Genomic DNA, 25887 nt, shown 5'->3' with positions numbered 1-25887 from the left:
CCCCGGCATCAAAGGTTACCGGGGCTTCTTTCCGCGAATGCTTCCGGACGGGGCATGAGTTAGGAGGAAATCTCCTCAAGCTTGCGTCCACCGGTCTCGATCATCTGCGTTGCCGCAAGCGCGCCGATAACGGCGACGATCCCGAACATGATGAAGACCGACTTGATGCCTTGCGCGCCGACCATGTAGCCGACCGTCGTCGGACCGACGGCCGAGGCGATACGCAGCCATGATGTCGCAAGGCCTGTTCCGACCGCGCGCATGCGCGTCGGGTAGATTTCCGGCGTATAGAGGTAGAGTACGGCGTTGACGGAGCCGACGACGCCATAGGCAAGTGTGGCCAGCAGAATGAGCGACCAGAGGCTGCTCGCACCACCGGCGGCGAGTGCGGCCAAGAGAACGGCACCGACGAGGAACGAGACGACAGCCCAGGTGCGTCGCCCGATACGGTCGATGCAGAAGGCGCAGGCGAGCAGGATGACGACCTGTGCGACATTAGTCATCGAGGCTGCCCGCAGCGCACTGCCGAGTTCCAGCGAATAGACGGTGTGATAGAGCGTCGGCATCCAGTTGTTGAGGCTGTTGGCGACAAAGAACGAGCTTGCCCAGAGGATCCAGGCGACGATGGTGCGCATGCGGAAGGTCGGAGACAACAGTTCCCGCCAGCGGCTGCGTGTCCGCGGTGCAGCGGCCTGGCTTTGACCGCCGAGCGCCAGCGTCGCTTCGTTATAGGCGCGATCGTCGAAGGAATAGCCGGGATCCTTGCGCCGTGCACTTTCCTCGGCCTGGCGGATCACTTTTTCGGCTTCGTCGAGCCGGCCCTGGCCGATCAGCCAGCGCGGTGATTCCGGCAGCCGATAGAGGAGATAGGCAATCAGCAGACCGGGAATCCCGCCAAGCAGGAACAGTGATTTCCAGCCGAAGACCGGCACGATCAATGTGCCGACCTGGCCGGTCACCATCAGGCCGATCGGAAAGATCAACTCGTAGAGCATGAAATTGCGCCCGCGACCCTTGGCGCGCAAAAGCTCGCTGATATAGGTGGCCGCGACGGGCATTTCGCCGCCGACCCCGATACCCTGGATCAGTCGGCAAATGAACAGCATCTGGAAATCGCCGACCAATATGCAGGCGAGGCTCATGGCCGACATCAGCGCTGTCGCGGATGCGGCCATGTGAACGCGGCCGAGCGTCTCCGCTAGGCGGCTAAAGAGAAGGGCGCCGACGAGCTGGCCGATGTAGCTTGCCGCAATCATCCAGCCGATCTGAGCCGGCGTCAGTGCCCAGAGCTTGATCAGGATCGGCAGAACAAAGGCCAGCGAAAGAGCATCGAAGGCATCGAGGAATGTAGCGCTGCCCATGATGATACGTGCCCGGCGGTGCCATGGCGTAAAGGGGATCGCTTCGAAGCGTGCAGTCAAAACCGCGGCGCGGCCAGCCAACCGCGTCTGCTGCGGGTCGTCATGCGAGACCTCGCCTGCAACCGGGCCGGCAACCAGTATACTATTGTTATCGTGCATATCATCCTCCCAGATCAGCACGGTTCAACACGCCGGCGGCGCCCCCTGCCGCCGGCTTCGCCCTAGTGGGCGGCAGCTTCAATCATCTTGGCGATCGCCTCTGCGATGACATCGCTGCATTCAATTGGCGTCAGATGCCGGGCGCCCGGCAGGATCGTCAGGGACGCCCCGGGGATTGCCTTTGCAAGCTGGCGGGCACTCTCGACCGGGGTCGCATAGTCTTCTTCGCCGACAATGACGGAGACCGGGAAATGAAAACCGGAAAGCGCACTGCGAAGATCGGCATTGCCGAGCATGGTGCAGGTCGCCTCATAGGCATCGAGATCGTTGCGGACAAAGATCTCCATCATCTCCTGGATCTTGCGCGGATTTTCCGCCCTGAAGCGGTCGCCGAACCAGCGGGTTGCCTGGAAGGCGGCCATCGAGGCGAGGCCTTGGGCCCGCGCTTTCTGAGCCCGTTCCGGCCATTCCTGCGGTGCCTTTTCCCCATACCAGGCCGTGGTATCGATAAGGGTCATTGCCGACACCCGTTTCGGGTGGCGGGCGGCAAAAGCCTGCGCGATGCAGCCGCCCATGGAACAACCCGCAACGATCACCTTGTCCCAGCCGACCTTGTCAAGAACCTCTGCAATGTCATCGGCGTAGCGTTCGATTGCGTGGGAAAGGGGCGCGCGACTGCTCCAGCCATGCCCGCGGCAGTCGATACAGATTATCTCGGCCCGCGCCTTCAATCCGTTGACAACATCCGTCCAGATGCTGCCGTCAAGGGCGAGCGAATGGATCAGCAGCAGGCGCGGCTTTCCCGGCGTGCCGTATCGCCGAAAGGCGATAGTTGCCTCATCCGAGACGGTCACGAACTCGTAGTGACCGTCCATCATGCGGGTTTCTTGCTGCAACATTGCGCTGTTCCGATCAGCCGGCCATGGCCAGTTCGTTTTCGCCGACGAGCGGCACGTTCCAGGCGTCATAGCCGTAGAGCCATGTCGTATCCTCGTTTCCGCCCGACATCCATGTATTGGCGCTGGAGATGGCCTGAATGCGAGACGTACGCGGCTTGCGGTTGGCCTCGTAGCGGCGGAAGGCACCTTCGATGTCGTCATTGTCGACGGCCTCAAGACAACGCGCCAGCACGGCGGCGTCCTCGATCGAGGTTGCCGCACCCTGCGCCATATAGGGCGTCATTGGATGGCAGGCGTCTCCGAGAAGTGCAACGCGGCCATCACTCCAGCGCGGCAGCGGTTCGCGTTCGAGAATTGCCCACTTGTGGCAATCCGGGCAGGCGTTAAGGACCATCTGCACTTCCGGATGGAAGCCCTCATAAGCAGCTCTCAACTCCTTGACGTCACCCTTTGCCGACCAGGATTCGGCCGTCATCCAGTCGGCCAACTCCGGAACGCTGGTAACGAAATACAGCGAGCTGCGATCTGCGGCTGTGTAATAGATCACGATGTGCCGGTCGACGCCCCACCATTTCGTTCTTGAAGGCGCAATCTTGCCCCCATTCATCAGGCTGGCATCGAAGACTGCGCGATAGGCGATACGTCCCTTGTGCAGCGGCGCATCCGGGCCGACGATGATCTCGCGCACCAGCGAGTGAACGCCATCAGCGGCAATGACCGCATCGGCTTCAACCTTGGTGCCATCGGCGAAGGAAAGGCTGACGCCGCCGTTCTTCTGATCGAGGCCGACGAGCTTCTTGCCGAGATGAACGATCTCAGGCGGAAGCACCGAGTAAAGCGCTTCATGCAGATCGGCACGATGCATGCAGAGGAACGGCGCACCGTAGAGGCTCTCCGGCATCGGCAGCTCGCGCTTGATCTCGCCGGTGTCCCAGACGCGGTTGAGATGGGAATAGGGTTCGAAGGCAATCTTCTTGAGGCGATCCAGCACGCCGATGCCGCGTAGCACATGCGACGAATTGGGCAGCATCTGGATGCCGGCGCCGACGCGCGCGAATTTCGGCGCCTGCTCGTAAACCTGGACGTCGATACCGACCTTGCGCAGTGTCGCCGCAGCGGCAAGTCCGCCCATGCCGGCGCCAATGATTGCGATCTTCGGTTTGCTCTTGGCCATGTCGTCTCCTCCGTGTCTCGGTCAAGTTGGGAAGAGCCTAGAGGCGTGACATCAGCATGTAAAATATTTATATTGTTCAACACTTAAACTTCAAAAGTCCTAGGGTATCCATTGGAGCTCAGACATCTCAGATATTTCGTGGCCGTCGCCGAGGAGGGGAGCCTCAATCGCGCTGCCGAGCGCCTGCATATCCAGCAACCGCCCCTTGGCCAGCAGATCCGTGATCTCGAATATGAGCTTGGCGTCCAATTGTTCGACCGGTCTCCGCGCAGGGTCGCACTCAACAGTTCGGGCGAGCTGTTCCTTGAAGAGGCACGCGATATTCTGAGAAGGTCGCAATTGGCGATCGACAATGTACGACGCTTCAGCCAGGGCGAAAGCGGCCGGCTATCGGTCGGCTTTACAAGCTCGGCCTCTCTGCACGTGCTTGCACCACAGTTCCTCCAGCAGTTTCGCCGGGCCTTCCCGCTTGCCGAGATCGTGGTCGAGGAGAGCGAGACCTATGAGCTCATTCTGGCCCTTCAGCAACAGCGCGTCGATGTCGCGTTGCTGCACATCGACGCGAAGCGCTGTCCGGAACTGACGGCACGGGCTCTGTCCGAAGAGGACATGCTTGTCGCGGTCCCGCGCAGCCACGCCTATGCAGAGGCGGAAGATGAACCGCTGACGCTCGATATGCTCCACGGTGTCGATATGGTCGTCTACCGGCGCACGGACGGGCCTGGAATATTCGAACGGCTGATGGAAACCTTCCAGACTGCCGGCGTTGCACCGCGGATCGTCGATGAGGTTTCTCGAATCATCGCCGCCATCAATCTGGTGGCCGGCGGCCGTGGCCTGACGGTGGTGCCGGCGTCCATGCGCGTGCTTCATCGGGAGTCTGTGGTCTATCGGCCGCTATTGCCCGGCCAACTACCGCCCCTGCCATTATACGTCGCCCACCGCGCCGATGCGCGGCTTGCCCTCATCCGCAATTTCGTCGATCTGACGGAGAAGATCGCATCGAGCTCGTCCGCGACCAGCGAGGCTGGGCGAACAACCCAGTAGGTTTAGGCCAATTCATCCTGCAGAGAGCAGCTGACAAGCGTCAGGAGATCGTCTCTTAGCCCGGGCGCTGCGGCGATGACCGGGCCGCCGGTCAAAAGTGTGCCCTTGCCGGGGAAGGCTTCGGTCCAGCCGCCGGCTTCACGGATCATCAATAACCCGGCCATGCAGTCCCAGGCGTTGATATGCGGTTCATAATAGCCAGCGAGCCGGCCGCAGGCGACCTGCGCCAGCATGAGCGCACCGGAGCCGTTGCGGATGAACATGCCGCCCGCCTCCAGCAGCAGGTGGATGAAGATCGACACCTGCTTCAGCGGAATGCGGAAATTGGCGCCCACACCGATAAGCCCGGTGCCGATGCTGGTGGCCTTGTCGACGCTGATTGCCTTGCCGTTCAGAAAGGCACCTTCGCCTTTCCTCGCCACGAAAAGATCGCCCGATGTCGGTTGGCAGATGAGGCCAAGCACCGTCTCGTCGCCTTTCATGATGGCGATCGAGATGCACCACTGGTCTATGCCGTGCACGAAGCAGCTCGTACCGTCGATGGGGTCGACGACCCAGAGGTAGCCCGAGGGGCCTTCCGCCAGTCCTTCCTCCTCCCCGAGCACGCCATCATCGGGAAATGCGGCGGTGATGCGGTCGCGGATCATCGCCTCCACGGCTTTGTCGGCCTGGCTCACGACATCCTGGCCGTTCAGTTTATGGCCGGTTTCCAGTGACGAAAGATCGGAGAAGTAGGAGAGCGCCTTTCCCGCCGCATCGAGGATCACGTCTTTGGCAAGTAGGAAGCGGGCATCATCAGGAAATTCGCAATGCATGGGAATCTTTCGGAAGGGAATCAGGGTCTGAAGCTCTGGCGGATGACGAACTCTGGAATGACGCGTTCATAGCCCGGCGGCAAGTCCGGATTTCCAAGGCGTCGCTCCATCAGTTCGACGGCGCGCATCGCCATGACGAGCGGGTCTTGGCGGAAGGTAGTCAGCTGATAGCTCAGCCAGGACGCTTCGGGAACGTCGTCGAAACCAATGATGGCAACATCCTCCGGAATCCGCAGCTTCACCTCCTGCCGCACATAATCCATCAGGCCGAAGGCGATCTGGTCGTTGGCGCAATAGACGGCGTCGGGGCGTACAGAATTCGAAAACAGCGCCCGCCCCGCGGCGATGCCGCTCCCATAGTCGGAATCCGCGCCACGGCCGATGAAGACCTCGGCGCCGAGCCCTTCCGCCGTCGACAGAAAGGCGCTCTCGCGCTCGATAATGCTCGGCGTACCGGTGTTGGAACCGGCAACCGCCAGCCGGCGCCGTCCGGCCTCGAAGAACACCGTCGCCGCCTTGCGGGAGGCTTCCGAATTGCCGGCACGCACATGGTCTGCATCCGGTTCGGAACGGCCGATGACGACGAGCGGCTGGCCATTACGCTGGGCAAGATCGAAGAAGCTCGCCGGCGGCGAGCCCGACAGGATGATGATTGCCTCGGCGCGGTGGCCGATCAGCATCTTCTGGGCGGCCAGCAGTTCGTCCTCGGTCTGGCCGGTGTTGATGAGGATCGGAATGCTGCCGCGCTGGATCAGGAATTTGGCAAGGGCGGCGGCAAGATGGGCGCGGAAGCCGATTTCGGGTTTCGTGGCGACGATGCCGACGAGGCGGCTCTGATTGGCCAGCACGCCGCGCGCAAGATCGTTGACGTGGTAGCCGAGCTCCTGGGCCGCACGCAGCACCTTCTCGCGCGTCGCGGGCGCAACGCTAGCTCCCGGCGTAAAGGTGCGTGATACGGCCGAGCGGGAAACGCCGGCAAGCTGCGCCACCTGTTCGGCGCTCACGAAGCGCATTCGTTCCTTCTTCGGCGTCTTGCCGTCATTCACAGGACCATCCCTCATCGTTTTCCCTCAATGCCCCGCGCGCGACAAAACATCCGCCTCCCAAAACCGCCCGGTATCAGCATTGAAAACTGATGCTGGACGAGCCGCAGAAGGACGGGTGATGCGATCTGGCAGTCTCCGCCAGCACATGTATAGAGGAGCGATGGCAGTAAGTTGACATTGGTCCGCGCCGGAGAGGCTGGCCATGTTTTGCCGTTTCAGGAATCTGTCCCGGTCCATTTCTCTGCCCGTTGCACAGGTGCAATCATGTCGCACAGCCGTGCAATTGCCCGGGCCGACAACTAACGGCGGTTCTTTGCAGACGCATGACAGATGGAGGATTTTTCCGCCTGGGCGGATGGGTCACAACTGATGTTGCCGACAGCTTTCGTCAATTCTGGGGAGCATGGCCGAGATTGCAAACTGCGATCCCGGCCGGGGGCGAAAGGCAGCGGCGATGACCAAGGATCAGGTCAACGCCGCTTCAATGCTGTACGGTATTGGGCTGTACGGTATTGGTGGTCTCGAAGCCGCTAGTCGCAGACCCGGACGGTTTCGGTGTGATATCCGCCGTCGTAACGGTTACGAACGTCACGGTCCTCGTACCAGCATCTCGGCGGCGGTGGGCCTGCATCATAATAGCGAGGGCCGTCGACATAGCGAGGACCACTATTGACTATCGCGCCACCAATCAGGCCGCCAACGACCCCTGCGGCAAGGCCGCCGGCAATGGCACGGCCGGTATTGTCGTGGTGATGATGATCGCGCGCCGCAGCCGGCTGAATAGCCGAGCCTATAAGGGCCGTCGCAATCAACAGACTGCTAATAATTCTCTTCATAACATTCTCCTTAGTCGCAAATCGCCCCTATAGAACATAAAATGCTCCACGGCCGCGTTTGTTCGTTCAAATCTTGCACCTTTTGAGGCAAGCCCGCCAAGAAACGGTGCGTCGGGCCTCAATTTATGTTTTGCACTGAAATCCTCAGGGCGAATTCCACCGAGTCAAACGCGCAATCGCAACTGCGGGCATCAGGAAGTCCGCGAGAGCTGTTCTACGATCCGCCGGATTGCCTCCCGATCACTGATCTCGCCCGTATGGTCCGAAACCGTATTCCGCCCATTGCCCGACGTGGGCCTTCTTTGCAGGGGTATTCATCTTCAGCCGGAGGAACGGCAATGAGCAAGGATTGGCGTGACGATTTGAGCATGAGGCTGGAAGATGTCGTCGACACATTCGTGGTGAAGGGCGCAAAGGCGCCGGACGTCTTTGACGCCATCCAGAATGCACTCGACGCACTAAGAGCCGCGTACGACCGCGACCCGGATACCCCGGAGGATCAATCGGATGACGTGATCGAGGAACCATCGAACGACTGGCCAGCCTCCCAACTGTCCGAATGCCTCGCCTTAGTCCTTCAGGATTCGCTTGACGCATCTGAAGCCAACGTGGCTGGTGGACGTGTCCTCTGGTTCCGCATGGCGGGCGGCGGGACGGTAGCGCCGGCAGTAGTTCGGCGCGCAAAGATGCGATCCGCCTTTCAGCACCCGCCTTGGAATTCGTATTTCCGGCTCGCGGGGATCGAAGCTCGCCTCTCGATCGCCGCCTCGGGGATTCCGCGGAATGCAGCATGATTTCGCCGCAGGCTCCGAATGGCGGGGCGACCAGAAATCCGACGTCCATTCCCAGACGTTGCCGATCATGTCGTGGATGCCGTAGCCGTTCGCCGGGAACGATCCGACAGGTGATGTTCTATCCGCTCCTGTGGGCTTTGTGCTCACTGTGGGAAACGCACCCTGCCAGATGTTGGCCATGAGCTTTCCGTCGGGGATCAATTCGTCGCCCCATGCGAATTCGGCGTCCTCGAGACCTCCCCGGGCGGCCAGCTCCCATTCGGCCTCGGTCGGCAGGTCCTTCCCGGCCCAGTGGGCATACGCTAGGGCGTCACTATAGGCAACATGGACGACCGGATGGTCGAGCTTCCCGCGGATATCGCTGCGGCCGCCATAAGGATGCCGCCAGTCGGCGCCGAACTTGAACGACCACCACTGTCTGATGTCGGCGCCGACGACGGTTTTCGGCTGGGTGAATACGAGCGATCCGGCGCGCAGCATCCTGGGAATCGCGCCGGGATAGTCGGAAGCTTTTGGAGTCTTTTCTGCGATGGTGACATGGCCGGTGGCTTTGACGAACGCGGCGAACTGATGGTTGGTCACGGGCGTCACGCCGATCCAGAAGCCGTCAACCTTCACCGGATGGGCGGGGGCTTCTTCAGGATAGTGCCTGTTCGATCCCATGGTGAACGTTCGGGCAGGCACCCAGGCGAAGCCTTCAAATTCCGTTTCGTGTGCGTCCACTGCACTCATGGTCCTGCCCATCGCTAGAACCTCCCCCTGCGAGCATCTTATGACACGCGGTCGCGGTTGCTGCCTATTGTCCTTTAGGGAGGTCTCGACGCGGGGGCGCGGGAAATGCGGCGCGGACAGCTCCCATAACTGGCAACTCTTAGCCTCGACGGATTCCCCAAAGGGCAATATCTGCTCCCGCCAATACAATGTAGAAAATGGATGGAAGAGTGGAAATCCCTCTTCCGCAAGTCGAGGGTCACCGTGCGGGCCGAGGAGCCGCGTCTTTACCGAAAAGATCTGGTCCAATTTGCTGGTCAGTAAACTTGGACGTCGCCGACAAGCCCTCTTTTGCTCTGACTTGTCTTTCAACTAACCTTGGCCGCCAATGCGGCCCCGTGAGGGAGGAATTCGAAATGAGGCGGACTACAAAGTTCATAACAGCAGCAATGGCGGTCGCAGGCAGCCTGTTGGCGAGCACGGCGGCAATACATGCGCAGGAGAGCAGGAAACCCAACATCCTGTTCATCATGGGCGACGACATCGGCTGGATGCAGCCGAGCATCTATCACCAAGGTCTCGCGGTCGGTGAAACACCCAATATCGACCGCATCGGCCGGGAAGGGGCGAAGTTCATGACCTACTATGCCGAGCAGAGCTGCACGGCAGGGCGGACCGCGTTCATCACCGGCATGCAGCCGGTGCGAGTCGGCATGGTTCTACCGGAGATTCCCGGAAGCCCGTCCTACCTGCGGGCCGGCACGCCTCACCTTGCCAAGTTCCTGTATGATCTCGGCTACTCGACAGGGGAATTCGGCAAAAACCATCTCGGAGATACCACCGAATCCCTGCCGACGGCACACGGGTTCCAGGAATTTTGGGGCTACCTCTATCACCTCGATGCCATGCAGGGGGTGAGCTTCCCCGACATCAACAAGACCGCAACCGAGCAGGGGATCGCACCACCTTGCAAGAACACGCCGATCCCCGGCCTAAGGGAAGACCCGGCTTCCGTGGACGCCAAGACCACGACCTGTCTCACGCCGCCGCGCCCAATGCTCGCATGCGCATCCTCCGACGGATCCCCGGCAAATCAATCCTGTAAGGACGAAGGGCCGCTGACGCTGGAGCGCTCAAAAACCATTGACGAGGAGATCTCGGCCAAGGTCATCGACTTCCTAGACAGGAATGACCCGAAGAAGACCAACAAGCCCTTCTTCGTCTGGTACAATCCGGCCCGCATGCATATCACGACAGTGTTGCCCGACAAATATCTGAACATGGTCGGCGAAGTCGGCGGCAAGGATTGGGGCGTCAACGAAGCCGGCATGAAGCAGATGGACGACAACATCGGCTACGTTTTGAAGAAGCTCGAGGAGATAGGAGAACTCGACAACACGATCATCGTCTTCACCACCGACAACGGCGCCGAGACGATCACATTCCCGGACGGCGGCACGACCCCGTTCAAAGGCGGAAAGCTCAGCACTTGGGAAGGCGGCATGCGGGCGCCGCTTGTGGTTCGCTGGCCGGGGCACATCGAGCCCGGTACGGTCAAGAACGACATGTTCTCGGCGCTCGACTGGCTGCCGACGTTTGTGAACATCGCAGGCGGCCCGAAGGGCGATGGTCTTAAGAAAGAGATCGAGGCGGGTACGTATCCCGGGATTGTCAAGACCACGCTCGACGGCATCGACCAGCGTGACTACCTGGAAGGCAAGTCTCCATCCGCGCGCGACAGTTTCTTGTACTATTCTGGCAAGGAGCCGTCGGCTGTGCGCTACAAGAACTGGAAGATGTATTTCGCCATGGTCTCCGACGATCCGGCTGGCTTTATTGGCGGGGTGATGCCGTACGCCTGGACACAGGTCGTCAACATCAAGCGCGACCCGTTCGAGACCTCGGTCGGGCAGCAGATCAAGACACTCTTCGGTATGGGCGGTGCCATCGCTTCGCCGTCCACCGCCTATGTCTATGACTGGAACATCCTGCCCATCGGGCAGCAGTTGTGGCTGAAGCATCTCGAGACCTACATCGACTTCCCGCCGCTTCAGAGCCCTGCAAGCTACAATCTGGAGCAGGTCATGCAGCAGGTCCGGGAGATGAAGACAGGTCACGATTGACGCGCGCAGTTTCGTAACGACGTCGGAGCGGGCCCCCTTCGTGGCGTCCGCTCTGTGCTTCACCTGTCAGTTCCTTGGCTCCCCCGATCGCCTCTATGCTATCGGTACGCAACGGATCGGGAGCCTCCGCGAGATTGATGAAAACGATGTCGCCCGAGCCTGGCTCGGGGAGCTGACGAAACGAGAACTTCTCTTGAACAGTGCGTTGCACCTGTCTGTTCTGGCCGGAATTGGCGTGACGGTTCTGCTGCTGTTTGGCTTCGGTGTCGCCTTCATGAGATACCGCCACGAACCGGGAGCCGCCGCATTGTTCATGGGCGGCTCTCTGTTTCCTGGGTGCGTCGCTCTTCCGGCTTCTGCAGGACATCAGGCTGTCGCAAGCTGAGCACGACGACCGTCAGTTGCGATGATCGCCGAATTGCTCAAGGCGCTCTCGCCTCATCAGAAATGGAAGGACACCCCGACGATCGGCCCCTGTTGGACGACGTCGAAGACAAAACCATCGTTTTCGTAGTTGACGCCCAGTGCGCGGTATCCGGCCACTGCCGAGATGGTGTCGTTGAATTTGTAGCCGAGGCCGAGGCCCACGTCCCAGTCAACGTCGGCGCCACCACCGCCCACCAGACCCCATCCCGTGAGATAGATTTCCGGGGTGAAGAAGTAGTTCCCGCGCAGGCCGACAACGGCATCCACCCACGTGGCACTGTCTTCCCGCTCCACGCCGGCCAGAAGTCCGCCATTGAAGGAGATGTCTGTCTCGACCGACCAGACTTTCACGCCGCCGACCACGTCAAGGTGGCCATTCTGATCTTCGAGCACCGCGTAACCCACGCCGAGAAGTCCTGCGAAGGTCTTCGATGTCACGTCGACGCTGTCGGCGAAGATGCCGCGGGGGGTATGCGCATCCGCACCCAGTTTGGTGTAGATCACGTCACCGACGATGCTGAAGCGATCATATCGTGCTTCGCCTGTCGCCATGAAGGCGAAGTCGAGATTGTCGAGAATGTCGCCGAAATCGGCATCTATGTCGACCTCGGGAAGCCCGAATTGCCGTACGTCCCCTGAAATCCCGGCAGCCCAGAAGTATGGAGCGACCGTGAATTCCCAGCCGCTCTGGGTCTCGACCGTTTTCGCTTCGGGCGTGAGCGGTGTGAGATCCGCGGCATTGCCGATCGATGCGGCAGAAACACCGGCCAGCAAGACTATCGCATGCAAGTGAATGGTCTTCATGAGAATCCCCCGATCTCGTTTGAACGCAGCACTGCTTCGAGTGAGGACTGTGTGGCGGGAAATGGATTCCCGCAACATGAAACAACTGTTGGGGTTGCTGTCGAGAAGGGAAAACCTAAGGGTGTGGCCCGCCGGCATCAGGCCTGTCTCCCGCTGGGAGGAGAGGGAAACGCGGTCAAAGTGGCGTTTCCCTGTTGAAGATCAATAGCAAGGCGGGTACGGATAGTAGCCGCATTGCTGGTCGTTGTAGTAGGGATAGTAGGGGCGGGCTGCAGCGGCCCCGATAGCGGCGCCGGCGACCACGCCGGCTGCGACCGGAGCACCGCGATACCAGGCGCCGTGGTAGACGGGTGCGTGCCAATAGGTGCCTCCGACACGGTTGATGTTGGTGTCGCCAATATGCACGTCGTCTCCACGGAAGTCGCCGCGGAAATTACCTCCCGCGAAGTCTCCGCCGTGGAATCCGCCGCCCCCGAAGCTGCCGCCGCCATGGAAGCCACCGAAGCCCCCGCCGCCAAATCCTCCTCCACCCCCGAAGTGATCGATGAACAGCGCGGCCGGCCCAGACACACCGCTTAGGGTGCCCTCCAGAATGGTGATGTCGAAGGTCAGCGTCGTGCCATCGAGTTTCGGAGTCTTCAGAGTCACGACGGCGTCGCTGACGTCCGATCCATCGCCGCCCAGCACCGACACAGTCGCATTCGGTGGATCGACTGCGAAATTGTCCTTCCCCTCATCCCATTGCATGATGAACTGTTCGGTTGCCACATGACCGGCGGCTCGCACCGGTCGGTCAGCAAAGACGATCGAGTTTGCGGAGACACCGGTCAGAACGAGCTTGCCGTTTTCGATTTTGGCTCCGGCCGAATTGATGACCGCCAGCGACGGCACCGGGCCGGTTGGCGTGACTATCCCAATAGACTTTTCCAGCGGTACGTGCGGCTTCTTCGGGGTGTCCTGCGCAAAGACCGCGGAGGTCAGCGCAAAACTTCCTGCAAAGATCAGCGTAGCGAAACGATCGATTTTCATGGTGATATCCTCCCAGCGGCGACGGGCGGCATGCCGTCGCCTGATGAACCCATTTGGAATCTGCTGTCACAAGTCTTTGAGGCGCATCATCCTTAGTCCTTGAACATCTGCTTCCAGTCCGCCTTCATGTCGATGATGGTCCAGCCGGTGATCGCCGCCGCGTCGAGCGCCTTGTCGAGGCGGCCGAATTCGGTATTGCGGTCGTAGGCATATTCGCGCTCCGCATCAGTGTGATGAACGAGCATGCCGAGACGCGCAGGCGCACCCGCCATCGTCGTCCACTGCAGCATTTCGAGATCGCCGTCGGAATTGCCGAAGGCGGCAATCGGCCGGCGGCCGATCTGCTCGTTGATCCCGACCGGCTTGCCGGCCTTGTCATCGATGAAGTTGACTTCCGGCAGACGGTGCAAGGTCGGCGTGTCGTCCTGCATCTTGAACTCCGTCTTGATCGAGGAACCGATAACCTGCTCCGGTGGGACGCCATAGACCTTCTCCGTCCATGGCCGCATGAACTCAACGCCGCCACCCGACGCGATGAACGTCTTGAAGCCGTTCGCGCGCAGGTAGGAAAGCAGCTCGACCATCGGCTGGTACACGAGTTCGGTGTAGGGCCGCTTGAACTTCGGGTCGCGTGCCGTGGAAAGCCAGTCCGTGACGACCTTCTGGAAATCGTCGTTTGTCATTCCCGCATGGGTGGCCATGATGAGTTGCAGGAGGCCTTTTTCGCCCGAAGCGGCAAGTGTCTTCATATCGCCTTCGAGCACTGCCTTGAACGGCTGTACATTTTTCCATTCCGGATGCTGCGGAGCGAGCGTCTTCACGCGGTCCAGAGCGAAGGCAAGCTGCGTGTACATGGGATGCTCGACCCAGAGCGTGCCGTCATTGTCGAACACCGCAATGCGTTCGGGTTCCGGCACGAAGTCGGGCGAACCCTGCTTGGAAACCTTCTCGACAAAGGAGACGATAGCTGCCTTGGGCGCTGTATCGTTCCACGACGGCAGCGGATCGCTCTGGGCCTGTGCCGAAGCCGCGAGGAAAAGCGCTGCGATGACAATCGAGATCGCGCTCCGTGCCAAGTTGACGAGGTGGCGGACATTAAACATTGGATGTACCCCATCAGTGAGAGTCCGGCCCGGCGAGTTGCACTCCACCAGCGCTTTCCAAGTCTACCGAATGCGTTCTCCCACCGATATTGCCCTTTGGGGAATCGAAGAACTCCAGCGGCAATCAACAGTGGTGCTTGCAGCGGATGACGCCACACCAAAAAGGTGTTATCGTCGCGCAGTTTGGGGGGACGACCAATGGCCTTGGGCCAGGGGGCAGGTCGATTGCGGTGCGCTGGTGTCTTGCTGGCGTGGGTTTTGCTGATCGCTTCGAACTGCTGCGCCATCGCGTCGGAGACGTCGCAGGCAATCGTTGATCGGGTTCCACGGGTTCTCATTCTCTACCCATACGACGAGAGGCTCGTGGCGACGACCGTTGCCGGAGAGGCGTTGCGAAGCCGCTTGCTGCAAGCCACAGACAGCAGGATCGACCTGTTTTCGGAGTTCCTCGATCTGTCGAGATTCCCGGAATCCGATCACGTCGCGCGCATGGCGCGATACCTTGCGGAGAAGTACGCCAATTACCGCCCGGATGTGGTTGTCGCGCTCGGCAAGGAGTCTGCCAGCTTCATATCGACCAGCCGCGAAACGATCGCTCCCGATGCGAAGATAGTGGCGGCAGGCTTCGGCAACTCCACTGCGGAGAACATCGATCTACCCGATGACGTGATCGGGGCGTTCACGACATTCGACATTCTGAAGACGGCTGAAATGGCCCGCAGCCTGCAGCCCAGTGCCCGTCATCTCTACATCATCGGCGGATCGTCGGAGTTCGACCGAGGATGGCTGGCGACGGCGCGCGCCGATCTCGACGAGTTCTCCAAGTCGTACGAAACGACATACCTCGAAGATTTGACGATCGATGAATTCATCGATCGTGCAGCCCATGTCCCCCCGACAGCATCATCCTGGCGCTGACGGTGTTCAAAGATCGGGCAGGGCGGAATTTCATCCCGCGTGAGGCGATCAGGCAAATAGCAACAACGGCCAGCGCTCCAGTCTATGCCCCCTATCAGACCTACATCGGCTACGGCGTCGTCGGCGGCAATACCGTCACATTCGACACTTTGGGCGTCACCGTCGGAAATCTTGTCCTCGATCTCATAGCCGGGCGGGCGGTCTCGGATATTCAAGCGCCGCAGACATACGTTGTCGATGCCCGGCAGCTCCGGCGTTGGGGGCTTTCGGAGGTGAACCTGCCTGCGGGCACCATCCAGATGCACAAAGAAAAGAGCCTCTGGGAAGAACACTGGCTGGCGGCAGCGGCGACGCTCGGACTCGTTTTGATGCAGGCGGGCATCATCGCCGCGCTGCTGCTCGAGCGACGCCGTCGCCACGATGCGGAGAGCAGGTCACGCCTTCACCTGCTCGAAGCTGTCCATCTCAACCAGTCCGCAACGGCCGGCGCCTTGTCGTCGTCGGTCGCCCACGAACTGAACCAGCCTCTGGCGGCCATCCGAAACAATGCCGAGGCTGCGTCGGTGCTGCTGCGAAGTGGCAGCCCCGATCTGGAGTTGATCCAGCAGATACTTCTCGACATCCAGGAGGACGATCAGCGTGCGGGCGACATCATTGGCCGGATGAGAGGATTGCTCAAGAAGAGAAGCGAGATCGATTGGCAGGAGTTCGACCTGAACGACGTGGCTTCGAGTGCAATCCATATCATTCATGGCGAGGCCGAACGCAGGGGGATCACACTCAATACAAATCGACCGACGACGGAGCTGCCGGTGCGGGCGGACAAGGTCCATGTGCAGCAGGTCGTTCTCAATCTGGCCACCAATGCGATGGACGCCATGTCGGACGCTCCAGCCAAAAGAATGCTCACCTTTGCGACAGGAGTGGCGAACGAGAAGGCGGAGCTTTGTGTCGCGGACACAGGCAACGGCATTCCCGAAGACAGGTTGTCCAGCATCTTCGAGCCGTTCTACACGACCAAGCAGGCGGGCACGGGGCTGGGTCTTTCCATCGCGCGCGCCATTGTCGAAACATACGGCGGCACGATCTCTGCAGATAACCAGCCCGAAGGCGGCGCCATCTTCCGCGTGGTCCTGCCTCTCGCCCGACGGGGGAGCCAAGGTTGATGAAACCGGTCATCCACATCGTCGATGACGACGAATCCTTCCGAACGGCAACTGCACGGCTCCTCTCAGCCTTTGGTCTCAAGGTTGAAGCCTATGAGTCCGGAGATCAGTTTCTTGACCGCCTCCCAACTTGCGAGCCCGGCTGCGTTCTCCTGGACTTGCAGATGCCCGGCTTATCCGGACCGCAAGTTCAACATCGACTCTCCGCGCTTGCACCTCTTATCCCGGTCGTATTCCTGACGGGCGAAGGTGACATAAAGGCAGGCGTCGACGCGATGAAAGCAGGCGCACAGGACTTCTTGGAAAAGACCGGCTCGGCGGCGGTGCTGATGGAGGCGATCGAGCGAGCGCTAGCGCAATATGAGAGGCGACGGGCCGAGCACGACCGTCTGCAGAAACTGAGAGCCTTGATTGCTAGCTTGAGCGCGCGTGAAGCCGAAGTCTTTGGGCTGATCATCCGTGGCCATCTCAACAAGCAGATTGCGTATGCCCTTGGCATATCGGAGCGAACGGTGAAGGTGCATCGCCATAAGGTCATGGAGAAGCTCGCAGCAAAATCGCTGGCGGAGGTCGTATCGATCGCCGCCGACATCGGTCGTACCGCGACCCCCAGTGATCGGACGATCTTCCCCTAAGGGCAATATCAACCGACCGCCGACACGCCTAGAATGACAGACAGTTGCGTATCACGCGCACTGTCACGCATGGGGGCATGAGGTGGGAAAGCTGCGCCGCACTGTCGCTGTCGTCGATGATGATGCGAGCCTACGTCGAAGCGTCGGTCGGCTCCTCAATGCCTACGGATTTGTGGCTGTCGAATATGCATCGGCGGAAGCTTTTCTCGTCCGCGATCCGAAGACGCCGATCGACTGTCTCGTGCTGGACATCGACCTCGGAGGCATGTCCGGCATCGAACTGCAGCGCAGGCTGAAAGGGGCTGGAGCGAAGCTGCCGATCATCTTCATCACCGCCCTGGAAGACATGCGCCTGCAGACCGAGGCGGAGCAGGCTGGATGTATCGCATATTTGCGGAAGCCCTTCGCGGGATCCGTACTCATCGACGCAATCAAGAAGGCGCTCGGATTATGAGTTCTTGATCGAGGAGAGACCGCCACGACGGCAGGTCAAAAGGCGGACCAGTTATTCACCCCTGGCAGGGAGGCTGAACATGGAATGGCTCAGACACTGGCGGCCGATGGCCGAAGCGCTGGCAATGGCATCATGCCTTAGTGTGCATCCGATTCTTGTCGGAACGGCATCTGCGCAGCAAGCGAAGCCCAACATCCTGTTCATTCTCGGCGACAATATCGGCTACGGCGACATCGGAGTTTACGGAGGGGGGGAGTTGCGCGGGTCGCCGACGCCGCGCATCGACCAGCTCGCCTCCGAGGGACTGCGGTTGACGCAGTTTCTGGTCGAGCCTTCCTGCACGCCCTCGCGCGCCGCCTTGATGACAGGGCGGTATTCCATCCGTTCCGGACTGTCACTGGTTGCGGTTCCCGGCACTCAATTCTCACTGCCTGAGAACGAGATCACCATGGCGGAGATGCTGCACGACGCCGGCTACGCTACTGCTATCTTCGGCAAGTGGCACCTCGGCGCGCAAACCTACAGTCAACCGCAAAACCAGGGTTTCGATGAATACTACGGAATTCCGCCCGGCGACACCTGGGACGCGTTTGGAATGATCCGCCAGGGCAAGCAGACAAACACGCTCGATATCCCTCTCGACAAGGGTCCGCAAATTGTCGAGGCGAACCGAGGCGAGCCACTCAAATCCGTGAAACCATATACCGAGGAAGTGCGTCGCGAGATCGACTGGGAGCTGGTGGATCACGGTGTCGACTTCATGAGACGTCAGAAGGCGGCAGGCAAGCCGTTCTTCCTGTACTTGCCGATTTCCCGAACCCACTATCCGAACCTGGCCTCGAAGCGGTTCGAAGGCGCGTCCCGGATCGGCCAGTTCGGCAACTCCCTGGTGGAGGGCGATGCCATTATCGGCACGATGCTGGACGCGTTGAAGGAGCTTAGTGCAGAGGAAGACACCATCGTCGTCTTCGCCTCCGACAATGGGCCGGACGGTCCGGGCGTGATCAGGTTCGGCGCCGACATGCCAGACATGGGAGCCTCGGGACCTTACCGCGGCGCGCTTGGCGAAGTAAGCGAAGGCGCCATCCGCACCGCCGCCATGATCCGCTGGCCGGGAAGGATCAAGCCGCGAACCTCATATGCGATGTTCTCGATCATGGACTTCTTCCCGACGTTCGCCCGCATTGCAGGCGGCAAAGTTCCGGACGACCGGCCGATCGACGGCGTCGACCAGGGCAAGCTCCTGCTCGGCGAAGATGACGGCGGAGCGCGCCAGCATTTGCTGACCTTCGTCGGATCGGAACTAGTCGCAGTCCGCTGGAAACAGTTCCGGGCCTATTTTGCCGACGTAGCGCCGGGCCGCAGCGGTGCGGGCGGCGCAACTCTGATGGGCGGCGTGGGCGCGAGCGCTGCACCCATGAACGGTTATCCCCAGGTGTTCAACATCGAGGCCGACCCGCAGGAGGAGCACAATATCGGCGCGATGTACGACTGGGTTCTCGGACCGATATTGAAGGCAGTGGAGGGATACAAGATGACCCTCCAACGATCTCCCAATCCGCCTGCGGCAAACATGACGAGGTTCTGATCCTGTGCTGCTCTGGGCATGATAAACGACTGGGCGAAAGCCAAATTCTCTGCGGCGGTGAGACCTGCCCGTCATCGTTCGTCTTGAAGCCATTTTGCCCAAAGCTGCATCATGCCCAATGCGCAGAAAATGCAGGCCTTCGACCTTGCCGTTTTTCACTTTCGTACTCACGAAGCAGAATGTCGTTTGGCAGTTAACCGTGAGAATGCGCCGTTTCACGCTACCAATGGCATTTAATCTGAGATTCGCGGGGGCGATTATCGGCCACTAACCGCTTCTAATGCATCAGCAACGTTTTGAAATGGAGGCAATTTCTCGAAGAGATAGCCTCCGACAGCCGACACACTAATCACTGCGATTCTCAAGTAATGTGCCAAAAACGGCATTCTCACGCTAACTGCCGCGTCTCGAATTAAGTGTCGAGGTATCCTCTTGAAGTCGTTGCAGACAGAATCTCATGCATTAAATGCAAAACGACATCAGCCACTGAATGGAACAGCCTCAAATGCAAGTCCAGGTCAAAGCGTTGTGAAACCGAACACCTCTGGCGCCTTGCAGCGGTTCAGGGCATCCTGTGATGGCTGAAAATTGTGTTTATGGCACTTGGAGGAATGCCGATGCGCTGCTTTACCGTGCTTGGACCCTCGCAGACCGGAAAATCAACAGTCGTGGAAAAGCTCGGCTCCCTGGAGGGGGCGCCGAGAAAATCCAGCTCCCCTTATGGATTGAACCTCACAAAATTCACCTTTGGAAACGAGGCGTGGTGTGCGCTGGATGCGCCAGGACCCAACGAAGCGTTGGCGCATGCACAGCACGCGCTTCTTGCCAGCGACGCCTGCATCCTGTGCGTTTCATCGGCACCCGAGGAAGCTGTGCTCGCCGCGCCCTATCTGCGGATAGTCGAAGCCTCGGGGACGCCTTGCATCCTCTTCGTCAACCGGATGGACGAACCGAGAGGGCGGCTGAGGGACGTGATCGCCGCGCTTCAAGACTACGCCAACCACACGCTTTTGCTTCGCCAGATCCCGATCCGCGAGGGGGACAGGATCATAGGCAGTTGCGATCTGATTTCGGAACGGGCGTGGCGCTACCGGGAAAGCCAGACTTCGGCGCTGATCGCAATCCCCGAAAGCGCCGCCGAGCGCGAGCACGAAGCGCGCAGCGAGCTCCTGGAACACCTGTCCGAATTCGATGACTGGCTTCTCGAGGAATTGATCGAAGATCGCGAGCCGCCCAGCGACGCGCTCTATGCCATCTCATCGCGGGTTCTCAGGGAAAACAGGATTATTCCAGTCCTGATCGGTGCCGCAAGTCACGGCAACGGCATGATGAGGATGATGAAGGTGCTGCGCCACGAGGCGCCGCCGGTAGGGGTTCTTCGGCAGCGTCTCGCTCGTGCAGGCAATGTCGATGAAAACAAGCTGACCGCCGTGAGCTTCCATGCCTATCATCGCCAGAATGTCGGTAAGACAGTGCTCGTGCGCGCGCTTGGCGAGGGACTGCGGCAGGGCGCATCACTGGGCGGCTCCAGCCTCGGCGCAGTACAGGATCTCGCAAACGGGCGGTCCAATTCGGCGGTTGTGGCTGCGCCGGGGGATGTGTTTGCGACGGTCAAGTCCGACCACTTGCCCGTCCCTTCGCTGTTGACATCAAACGCGGTGGTCGCCCCGCCTGAGTGGACGGAACCACCCACGCCGATGCTTGAAAGGATCCTAGTTCCGGTCAGCGATCGCGATGAAAATAAGCTTTCCGAAACGCTGGCAAAACTTTCCGAGACGGATCGCGGTCTCAAAGTCTTGCAGGAGGAAGGCACGGGCGCTCAACTCGTCCGCGCCCAAGGGCCGGTGCATCTGCGTGATCTCTGCCGGACGCTGTCCGATGTCTTTCACATCGGCGTAACCGATCGAACGCCCAGCCCGATCTACCGCGAGACAATTGCGAAACCATCTGAGGTTCATTACCGTCACCGCAAACAGACCGGCGGTGCCGGACAGTTCGCGGATGTGAAGCTGAGTATTCGCCCCAATGAGCGCGGCCGGGGCTTCACCTTCAGCGAAACGGTCAAGGGCGGCGTCGTTCCGCGCAACTACATCCCTGCCGTTGAAGCGGGCGCGCGCGAAGCGATGGAGAAAGGGCCACTAGGCTTCCAGGTCATCGATGTCGGCGTAACGCTGTACGATGGTCAGCACCATGCCGTCGACAGTTCGGAACACGCCTTCCGGACTGCGTCGAAAATGGGAGTGCGACAGGCGCTTTCCGAAGGGACGGCAGTTTTAATGCAACCGGTCTTCCGCAGCGAAATTCACATTCCGTCGATCTATTCCGGCAGCCTCGTCCAGATCGTCTCCGCTCTCAAGGGTCAGGTTCTCGGCTTCGACCGGGATGAAACCGCTAAGGGATGGGACATCTTCCGGGCGCTCATTCCGGGCGGCGCACTTGACGATCTGGCGCGGGCGCTGCGCTCGGCGACGCAGGGCATTGGTTATTTTTCCAAGACCTTCGATCACTTCGAGGAGCTATACGGCAAGGAAGCGGACGCCATCGTGAGGGCACATGAGGAACCAGGCGTCGCACACTGAAACGTTCGCGCCACTTCATGCTCATCGCAGAATGGGGCACATGTCGTTTGGCAGTTACCCGTGAGAATGCGCCGTTTTTGCCGCGTCTAGAATTAAGTGTCTAGGTATCCTATTGAAATCGTTGCATTCGCGGCGCTCACCGAAACTTCGCCGCCGATAGACCCGAGCAGGGCAACACGATGGGGTCCGTTGGTGGGAAGCGGGACGAACTCTTCAGCAAAAGCCGGTGAGTGCGAGCTGTTACCGGGCAGGGTCGGAAAATGTCATGTTTGGTGACGCTGTGTCATGTCGCTTGACGCGTGATAGCATCAGGTGACTTGCGACACGGAGTTTGACTGTGTTCCGGCGTCCAAAATTTTGGATACGATGACGTAATTGCTCGCCTTCGTTCTTCGAATGACGCTCAATAGTTGAGCCCCATTCTCGAAGGAGACTCTCATGAAACACTATGTTGGCCTGGACGTATCGCAACGGGAAACAGCCGTTTGCATCGTGGATGAGACCGGAAGACTGATCTTCGAAGGTAGGGCTAAGTCGAATCCCGGAGCCCTGGCAGAGCTGATCCGGAGGAAAGCGCGCCGTTTGCGGAACGCATTGGCTTCGAAACTGGAGCTATGTCGAGCTGGCTGTGGCATGAGCTCAGGCGTATCGACCTACCTGTCGTCTGCATCGACGCACGGCACGCGAAAGCCGCCTTATCGGTGCGCATGAACAAGAGCGACGAGAATGATGCCCGAGGCTTAGCGGAGCTGGTTCGCATCGGTTGGTACAGGGAGGTGAAGGTCAAGAGTGCCGAGAGCCAGCAGGTTCGCTCCCTCCTCGTCACCCGCTCGCGCCTGATCGAAATAAGACGGGCGATAGAAAACCAAATACGAGCGATGGTGAAGGAGTATGGACTGCTCTTCGATCGCGCCATTGGATCGATGTTCCGGCGTAAGGTGGGGGAATTGGTCGATGCCGAACACGCTCTCAACGATGTTATCGCCCCGCTGCTTTCCATTCATGAACAAGTTTGCGGCGAACAGGAGAAGCTCGACAAGCGGATCGCCGCTCTTGCACGCTCCGACGAAACAACCCGTCGGCTGATGACCGTACCGGGCATCGGCGTCGTCACAGCACTGACGTTCCGTCACACCATCGACGATCCGAGTCGGTTCCGATCGGCCGCGACGGTTGGCGCATATCTCGGTCTGACACCCAGGCGAAAGCAATCTGGAGAGAGCGACACGAACGGAAAGACATCGGTCCATTGCTATGCTCTCACAACACGCGTCGCGTGTCTCATATCGGTACTGGTTTAAGCCTCAGGGAAAGGATTCGATAAAAATCGATCAATCGTCCATTTTGTCTGCGTCTTTTAGCCTGGATGAAATGTCTTCCCGACGATTGAGCGCTCGCAAACTTATCGAGGAAAACATGGGACGCTCATCGGCACCGGTTGAAGGCATTGTCGTCATAGTGATCGATACTGACGAAGCCGCCCGAGCAATCGACCGGGCACTCGCCGAGACGGGCGCGGCTACCTTCGTGGCTCACGACGACGAGAGCTGCTAGGCTCTGATGAAGCGGATCTCACCACACTTTGCCGTAGTTGGTACGTCGAGGAGCAGCGGTGGTCGGCAAAGCCTTGTGTGGTATCTCTTCTCTGACCCTGACTGCCGAACGATCATCTATTCCTCGCGGGGAGCAGCTAAAGCTTCTCGTTCGGTTCGTGCGCCGACAAGTGTTCAAATATCCGGGTCGGCCGGATCAGCGAGGTCACCCGGACGGCGGAAACTATTCCCGGTCCATTTGACCATTGCGGGCAGGACGACCTCTGATTTTCGATGTATAGTCGCAATGCAGCTCGTCGATTGTTGCGCGGAGATAGGTGATGCAGGTGTCAGACGCGACAACTACCATCGGTAGTGACGAAAACAGCTTCGCATCGCGAAATATTCGTCGTGTAATATTCGGTTCTTCCCTGGGGACGGCATTCGAATGGTATGATTTCTTCGTCTATGGGACGCTCGCGACCGTTCTTGGGCCTCTCTTCTTCTCGAAGGAACTTGGCGAAACTGGAGTTTTGCTTGCTAGCTTCGCGACTTATGGTACCGGTCTTCTGGCGAGGCCACTAGGATCCGCGGTTTTCGGCAGACTGGGCGACCTCTCCGGGCGAAAGAAGACTTTCATTGTGACGATCACGCTGATGGGCGTATCGACTGCCATGATCGGCCTGCTTCCTACGTACGACTCCGCAGGCGTCAGCGCGACCATCATGCTCGTCACGCTCCGGTGCATTCAAGGTTTCGCAATCGGCGGAGAGTATGGGGGCGCCGCATCCGGAAAAGGCTGACCCTGCGCGAGTGGACTATCCGATGGCACTTGCCACACTGTTCGTCCTCGCTCTGCTAGTGTGCGCGTGCTACGGGGTGCTCGCCGCCTATCTGGCGGAACTCTTTCCCGCAAACATCCGCTACACTTCGGTATCGATGCCCTATCATATCGGTGCCTATTTCGGCGGGTTCATGCTGTACTTCGCGACGCTGATATCGTCAGCCACAGGGAACATCTACGACGGGCTGTGGTATTCCGTAGTCCTCATAGGAGCTTCATTCATGGTCGGCCTCATTGGCGTTCCGGAAACCAGGTATTGCTCCATCAACTGAGGATCCGCATTCACCGGATCTCGAAGCGGTCAAAATTGCAACCGAGCGGTCGTAAGTTGCGATCACGCTGTCCGCCTGCGCTGTCGGTTCCAGTGATCATCTATGCGATGCCGACGGCCGCGATTATGACAATGAGCATCGCGGTGACTAGCGCTGCCTCCCACTTTGTAAGACGTCCAAAATCGCAGTCAGCGGGGCAGCGGTTGTCATTTGCAGGGGACGGTGACGGACGGGGTCTGGCGAGATACATTTGTTTGACGCTGCTCTGCTTGCCTCGGTTATGCCACTTCATTTCGGTCCCGCCGCCCCCAGGTTCGTATGGCGCGTTGATGGATGCGACATGTAACGCGTCCGGCCAGGCATCATTCGAAAACTCCGGCGCTCGCAACGTTGGCGGGCGGACACCAAACTCCCGCTCGCCAACATTCCGCTGTTCGCCCCTTTATGCGGGTATAGCCGGATATCGCTGAAGTTCCGCGGCAGACGCGGTGTCCGAAGCCTCCGTTTCCCAGCTTAGGAATTGCTCCGCCTGAGCCACGAAGAGCTCCGGATACTGGTAGAACGAACCATGGTTGGCATCGGGGTAGAGGATAAGCGAGGCGTTCGGCAGCTTTTGCTGCAAGGTGTAGGAGTTGATTGTCGGGGCAATCACGTCGTTATGGCCCTGCACAACCAACGTAGGCTGTGTGATTTTCGCCAGATAGTCAGACGCGCCTTCAAACTGCTTGCCGTAGTTCCCCAGGGCTTCGATCTGGCGAGGGGCTACCGTTTCATCGACTTCAGGGTCGCGGTCGAGCTGCCGAATGTGCTTGCGCTGGAGGAACCTCCGGCCTGCAGCCTGGCTCGCTGGCGTCGGCGAGAAGTGGACTGAGAGCCACAGAAGCTCAGGTGGGTCGTAGGTTGCGCCAAAGATCCTGGCAGCGTCTTCGGTCATCGGAGCAATGCCGACCCCACCACGCAGACCGGTACCCACAAGGATCAGACGACGCACGAGTGCAGGTGCTTGCAGGGCGATCTCCTGTGCTACCATGCCTCCGATGGAGAAGCCAAGAACGTCGACGGTTTCGAGACCGAGCGCCTTGATGAAAGAAATCGCGTTGGCGCCCATCTCATCAATCGTTGTCGGGACTTCGCCGGAACTGCTCGAAATCCCCGCGTTGTTGAAAAGGATCACTTCTCTGTCTTTCGCAAGCCCGTCCGTGACCGCCGGGTCCCAGTAATCCATGGTGCCAGTGAAGTGCTGATTGAATACCAAAGGGATCGTGCCTGGCTTGCCAAACCGACGGTACGCAAAACGGATGCCGTTGGCTTCAACGAACTGCGTGGGCGATGTCTGATGGGTATGCTGAGTCATATCTCAAATCCTTGGGCGTAGATCGCCGCTGTTAAGCCACCCTGCGGTGGACCGGGTCTATCTAGGTGTGGAAATCGAGCGCTGGTAATGCTTTTAAAGTGCACTTCCATGCCCGACAGGCATGGAGGATGCGTCGCTTAATTCCTGGACGCTGACCGGGAGATGCTAGCGGCGGCCTCGCGAGCCGCCTTGTAAGTTACTGACATAATTTGGAATGT

At 59.7% G+C, this 25887-nt stretch carries 20 protein-coding genes and 4 pseudogenes; 13 read left to right on the top strand and 11 right to left on the bottom strand.

From position 1 onward, the window contains the following. Positions 1-59 precede the first annotated feature (59 nt). The 3 genes from ACR9ZQ_RS37205 to ACR9ZQ_RS37195 form a co-directional block, all read right to left on the bottom strand. Positions 60-1520 (bottom strand): MFS transporter, encoded by a 1461-nt coding sequence (locus ACR9ZQ_RS37205; RefSeq protein ID WP_310382391.1) that lies wholly within the window; start codon positions 1518-1520, stop codon positions 60-62. A gap of 62 nt (positions 1521-1582) precedes the next feature. Beyond that, positions 1583-2419: an alpha/beta fold hydrolase gene (locus tag ACR9ZQ_RS37200; protein WP_481430331.1), complete on the bottom strand. Its 837-nt coding sequence runs from the start codon at positions 2417-2419 to the stop codon at positions 1583-1585. Between the two features lie 13 nt (positions 2420-2432). Beyond that, positions 2433-3593 carry an FAD-dependent monooxygenase gene (locus ACR9ZQ_RS37195; RefSeq protein ID WP_481430330.1) on the bottom strand — a complete coding sequence of 387 codons (1161 nt, stop codon included), beginning with the start codon at positions 3591-3593 and terminating at the stop codon, positions 2433-2435. Positions 3594-3704: 111 nt separating this feature from the next. Here ACR9ZQ_RS37195 and ACR9ZQ_RS37190 point away from each other — a divergent pair, with 111 nt between their 5' ends. Further along, a complete protein-coding gene (locus tag ACR9ZQ_RS37190; RefSeq protein ID WP_481430329.1) occupies positions 3705-4640 on the top strand; it encodes a LysR family transcriptional regulator in 936 nt (311 codons plus the stop codon). Between the two features lie 2 nt (positions 4641-4642). Here the strand turns inward: ACR9ZQ_RS37190 and ACR9ZQ_RS37185 are convergent, their stop codons facing one another. The 3 genes from ACR9ZQ_RS37185 to ACR9ZQ_RS37175 form a co-directional block, all read right to left on the bottom strand. Then, complete coding sequence (locus tag ACR9ZQ_RS37185) at positions 4643-5455, bottom strand: inositol monophosphatase family protein (protein WP_481430328.1); 813 nt, start codon at positions 5453-5455, stop codon at positions 4643-4645. Positions 5456-5475: 20 nt separating this feature from the next. Next, positions 5476-6516 (bottom strand): LacI family DNA-binding transcriptional regulator, encoded by a 1041-nt coding sequence (locus ACR9ZQ_RS37180; RefSeq protein ID WP_310382396.1) that lies wholly within the window; start codon positions 6514-6516, stop codon positions 5476-5478. Positions 6517-7031: 515 nt separating this feature from the next. After that, positions 7032-7337, bottom strand: a complete 306-nt coding sequence (locus ACR9ZQ_RS37175) for a hypothetical protein (protein WP_310382397.1) — start codon at positions 7335-7337, stop codon at positions 7032-7034. Between the two features lie 338 nt (positions 7338-7675). Here ACR9ZQ_RS37175 and ACR9ZQ_RS37170 point away from each other — a divergent pair. Then, positions 7676-7885, top strand: a pseudogene (locus ACR9ZQ_RS37170) (hypothetical protein); the annotation flags it as partial. A 21-nt stretch (positions 7886-7906) separates the two neighbouring features. Here ACR9ZQ_RS37170 and ACR9ZQ_RS37165 read toward each other — a convergent pair. Continuing rightward, complete coding sequence (locus ACR9ZQ_RS37165; RefSeq protein ID WP_481430327.1) at positions 7907-8863, bottom strand: formylglycine-generating enzyme family protein; 957 nt, start codon at positions 8861-8863, stop codon at positions 7907-7909. Between the two features lie 428 nt (positions 8864-9291). Here ACR9ZQ_RS37165 and ACR9ZQ_RS37160 point away from each other — a divergent pair, with 428 nt between their 5' ends. Together ACR9ZQ_RS37160 and ACR9ZQ_RS37155 are read left to right on the top strand one after the other, a co-directional pair. Further along, positions 9292-10965, top strand: coding sequence for an arylsulfatase (locus tag ACR9ZQ_RS37160; RefSeq protein WP_481430326.1), 1674 nt, complete (start codon positions 9292-9294; stop codon positions 10963-10965). A gap of 40 nt (positions 10966-11005) precedes the next feature. Beyond that, positions 11006-11350 (top strand): hypothetical protein, encoded by a 345-nt coding sequence (locus tag ACR9ZQ_RS37155; protein WP_481430325.1) that lies wholly within the window; start codon positions 11006-11008, stop codon positions 11348-11350. Between the two features lie 56 nt (positions 11351-11406). On the opposite strand, the gene ACR9ZQ_RS37150 is transcribed toward ACR9ZQ_RS37155, so the two are convergent. From ACR9ZQ_RS37150 to ACR9ZQ_RS37140, 3 genes are all read right to left on the bottom strand, one after another. Continuing rightward, the gene (locus tag ACR9ZQ_RS37150; protein ID WP_113325725.1) at positions 11407-12195 is read right to left on the bottom strand and encodes a hypothetical protein; all 789 of its coding nucleotides are present in this window, start codon (positions 12193-12195) and stop codon (positions 11407-11409) included. Positions 12196-12396: 201 nt separating this feature from the next. Next, on the bottom strand, positions 12397-13224 hold the full coding sequence (locus tag ACR9ZQ_RS37145; RefSeq protein ID WP_481430324.1) for a hypothetical protein: 828 nt from the start codon (positions 13222-13224) through the stop codon (positions 12397-12399). A 92-nt stretch (positions 13225-13316) separates the two neighbouring features. Further along, entirely contained in the window at positions 13317-14327 is a 1011-nt protein-coding gene (locus ACR9ZQ_RS37140) for an HAD family hydrolase (protein ID WP_481430323.1), read from the bottom strand. Positions 14328-14525: 198 nt separating this feature from the next. Between ACR9ZQ_RS37140 and ACR9ZQ_RS37135 the strand changes: the two are divergent. From ACR9ZQ_RS37135 to ACR9ZQ_RS37095, 9 genes and pseudogenes are all read left to right on the top strand, one after another. Next, a pseudogene (locus tag ACR9ZQ_RS37135) lies at positions 14526-16411 on the top strand (sensor histidine kinase). Then, on the top strand, positions 16411-17046 hold the full coding sequence (locus ACR9ZQ_RS37130; RefSeq protein ID WP_481430322.1) for a response regulator transcription factor: 636 nt from the start codon (positions 16411-16413) through the stop codon (positions 17044-17046). The pseudogene ACR9ZQ_RS37135 and the gene ACR9ZQ_RS37130 overlap by 1 nt, the downstream one beginning before the upstream one ends. Positions 17047-17128: 82 nt before the next feature. After that, entirely contained in the window at positions 17129-17500 is a 372-nt protein-coding gene (locus tag ACR9ZQ_RS37125; protein WP_481430321.1) for a response regulator transcription factor, read from the top strand. 106 nt (positions 17501-17606) lie between these two features. Continuing rightward, on the top strand, positions 17607-19088 hold the full coding sequence (locus tag ACR9ZQ_RS37120; RefSeq protein ID WP_481430320.1) for an arylsulfatase: 1482 nt from the start codon (positions 17607-17609) through the stop codon (positions 19086-19088). A 617-nt stretch (positions 19089-19705) separates the two neighbouring features. Next, positions 19706-21667 carry an elongation factor G gene (locus ACR9ZQ_RS37115; RefSeq protein ID WP_481430319.1) on the top strand — a complete coding sequence of 654 codons (1962 nt, stop codon included), beginning with the start codon at positions 19706-19708 and terminating at the stop codon, positions 21665-21667. A gap of 438 nt (positions 21668-22105) precedes the next feature. Next, positions 22106-22911, top strand: a pseudogene (locus ACR9ZQ_RS37110) (IS110 family RNA-guided transposase); the annotation flags it as partial. Between the two features lie 172 nt (positions 22912-23083). After that, positions 23084-23221 carry a hypothetical protein gene (locus ACR9ZQ_RS37105; RefSeq protein WP_481430318.1) on the top strand — a complete coding sequence of 46 codons (138 nt, stop codon included), beginning with the start codon at positions 23084-23086 and terminating at the stop codon, positions 23219-23221. Between the two features lie 319 nt (positions 23222-23540). Next, positions 23541-23984: pseudogene (locus ACR9ZQ_RS37100) on the top strand (MFS transporter); the annotation flags it as partial. Between the two features lie 40 nt (positions 23985-24024). Then, positions 24025-24315 (top strand): hypothetical protein, encoded by a 291-nt coding sequence (locus ACR9ZQ_RS37095; protein WP_481430317.1) that lies wholly within the window; start codon positions 24025-24027, stop codon positions 24313-24315. A 442-nt stretch (positions 24316-24757) separates the two neighbouring features. Here ACR9ZQ_RS37095 and ACR9ZQ_RS37090 read toward each other — a convergent pair whose 3' ends face one another. Then, positions 24758-25669: an alpha/beta fold hydrolase gene (locus ACR9ZQ_RS37090; RefSeq protein WP_481430316.1), complete on the bottom strand. Its 912-nt coding sequence runs from the start codon at positions 25667-25669 to the stop codon at positions 24758-24760. Between the last annotated feature and the right edge of the window lie 218 nt (positions 25670-25887).

The sequence above is a fragment of the Rhizobium sp. KNZ14-9A genome (assembly GCF_056755015.1).
This window is presented reverse-complemented; position numbering and strand designations above follow the sequence as displayed.

Excerpts from the sequence above, each read along its gene's own strand:
- ACR9ZQ_RS37205 (WP_310382391.1), bottom strand. The coding sequence starts at position 1,520 with ATGCACGATAACAATAGTATACTGGTTGCCGGCCCGGTTGCAGGCGAG.
- ACR9ZQ_RS37200 (WP_481430331.1), bottom strand. The coding sequence starts at position 2,419 with ATGTTGCAGCAAGAAACCCGCATGATGGACGGTCACTACGAGTTCGTG.
- ACR9ZQ_RS37195 (WP_481430330.1), bottom strand. The coding sequence starts at position 3,593 with ATGGCCAAGAGCAAACCGAAGATCGCAATCATTGGCGCCGGCATGGGC.
- ACR9ZQ_RS37185 (WP_481430328.1), bottom strand. The coding sequence starts at position 5,455 with ATGCATTGCGAATTTCCTGATGATGCCCGCTTCCTACTTGCCAAAGAC.
- ACR9ZQ_RS37180 (WP_310382396.1), bottom strand. The coding sequence starts at position 6,516 with ATGAGGGATGGTCCTGTGAATGACGGCAAGACGCCGAAGAAGGAACGA.
- ACR9ZQ_RS37175 (WP_310382397.1), bottom strand. The coding sequence starts at position 7,337 with ATGAAGAGAATTATTAGCAGTCTGTTGATTGCGACGGCCCTTATAGGC.
- ACR9ZQ_RS37165 (WP_481430327.1), bottom strand. The coding sequence starts at position 8,863 with ATGAGTGCAGTGGACGCACACGAAACGGAATTTGAAGGCTTCGCCTGG.
- ACR9ZQ_RS37160 (WP_481430326.1), top strand. The coding sequence starts at position 9,292 with ATGGCGGTCGCAGGCAGCCTGTTGGCGAGCACGGCGGCAATACATGCG.
- ACR9ZQ_RS37150 (WP_113325725.1), bottom strand. The coding sequence starts at position 12,195 with ATGAAGACCATTCACTTGCATGCGATAGTCTTGCTGGCCGGTGTTTCT.
- ACR9ZQ_RS37145 (WP_481430324.1), bottom strand. The coding sequence starts at position 13,224 with ATGAAAATCGATCGTTTCGCTACGCTGATCTTTGCAGGAAGTTTTGCG.
- ACR9ZQ_RS37140 (WP_481430323.1), bottom strand. The coding sequence starts at position 14,327 with ATGTTTAATGTCCGCCACCTCGTCAACTTGGCACGGAGCGCGATCTCG.
- ACR9ZQ_RS37130 (WP_481430322.1), top strand. The coding sequence starts at position 16,411 with ATGAAACCGGTCATCCACATCGTCGATGACGACGAATCCTTCCGAACG.
- ACR9ZQ_RS37120 (WP_481430320.1), top strand. The coding sequence starts at position 17,607 with ATGGCCGAAGCGCTGGCAATGGCATCATGCCTTAGTGTGCATCCGATT.
- ACR9ZQ_RS37115 (WP_481430319.1), top strand. The coding sequence starts at position 19,706 with ATGCGCTGCTTTACCGTGCTTGGACCCTCGCAGACCGGAAAATCAACA.
- ACR9ZQ_RS37105 (WP_481430318.1), top strand. The coding sequence starts at position 23,084 with ATGGGACGCTCATCGGCACCGGTTGAAGGCATTGTCGTCATAGTGATC.
- ACR9ZQ_RS37095 (WP_481430317.1), top strand. The coding sequence starts at position 24,025 with ATGGCACTTGCCACACTGTTCGTCCTCGCTCTGCTAGTGTGCGCGTGC.
- ACR9ZQ_RS37090 (WP_481430316.1), bottom strand. The coding sequence starts at position 25,669 with ATGACTCAGCATACCCATCAGACATCGCCCACGCAGTTCGTTGAAGCC.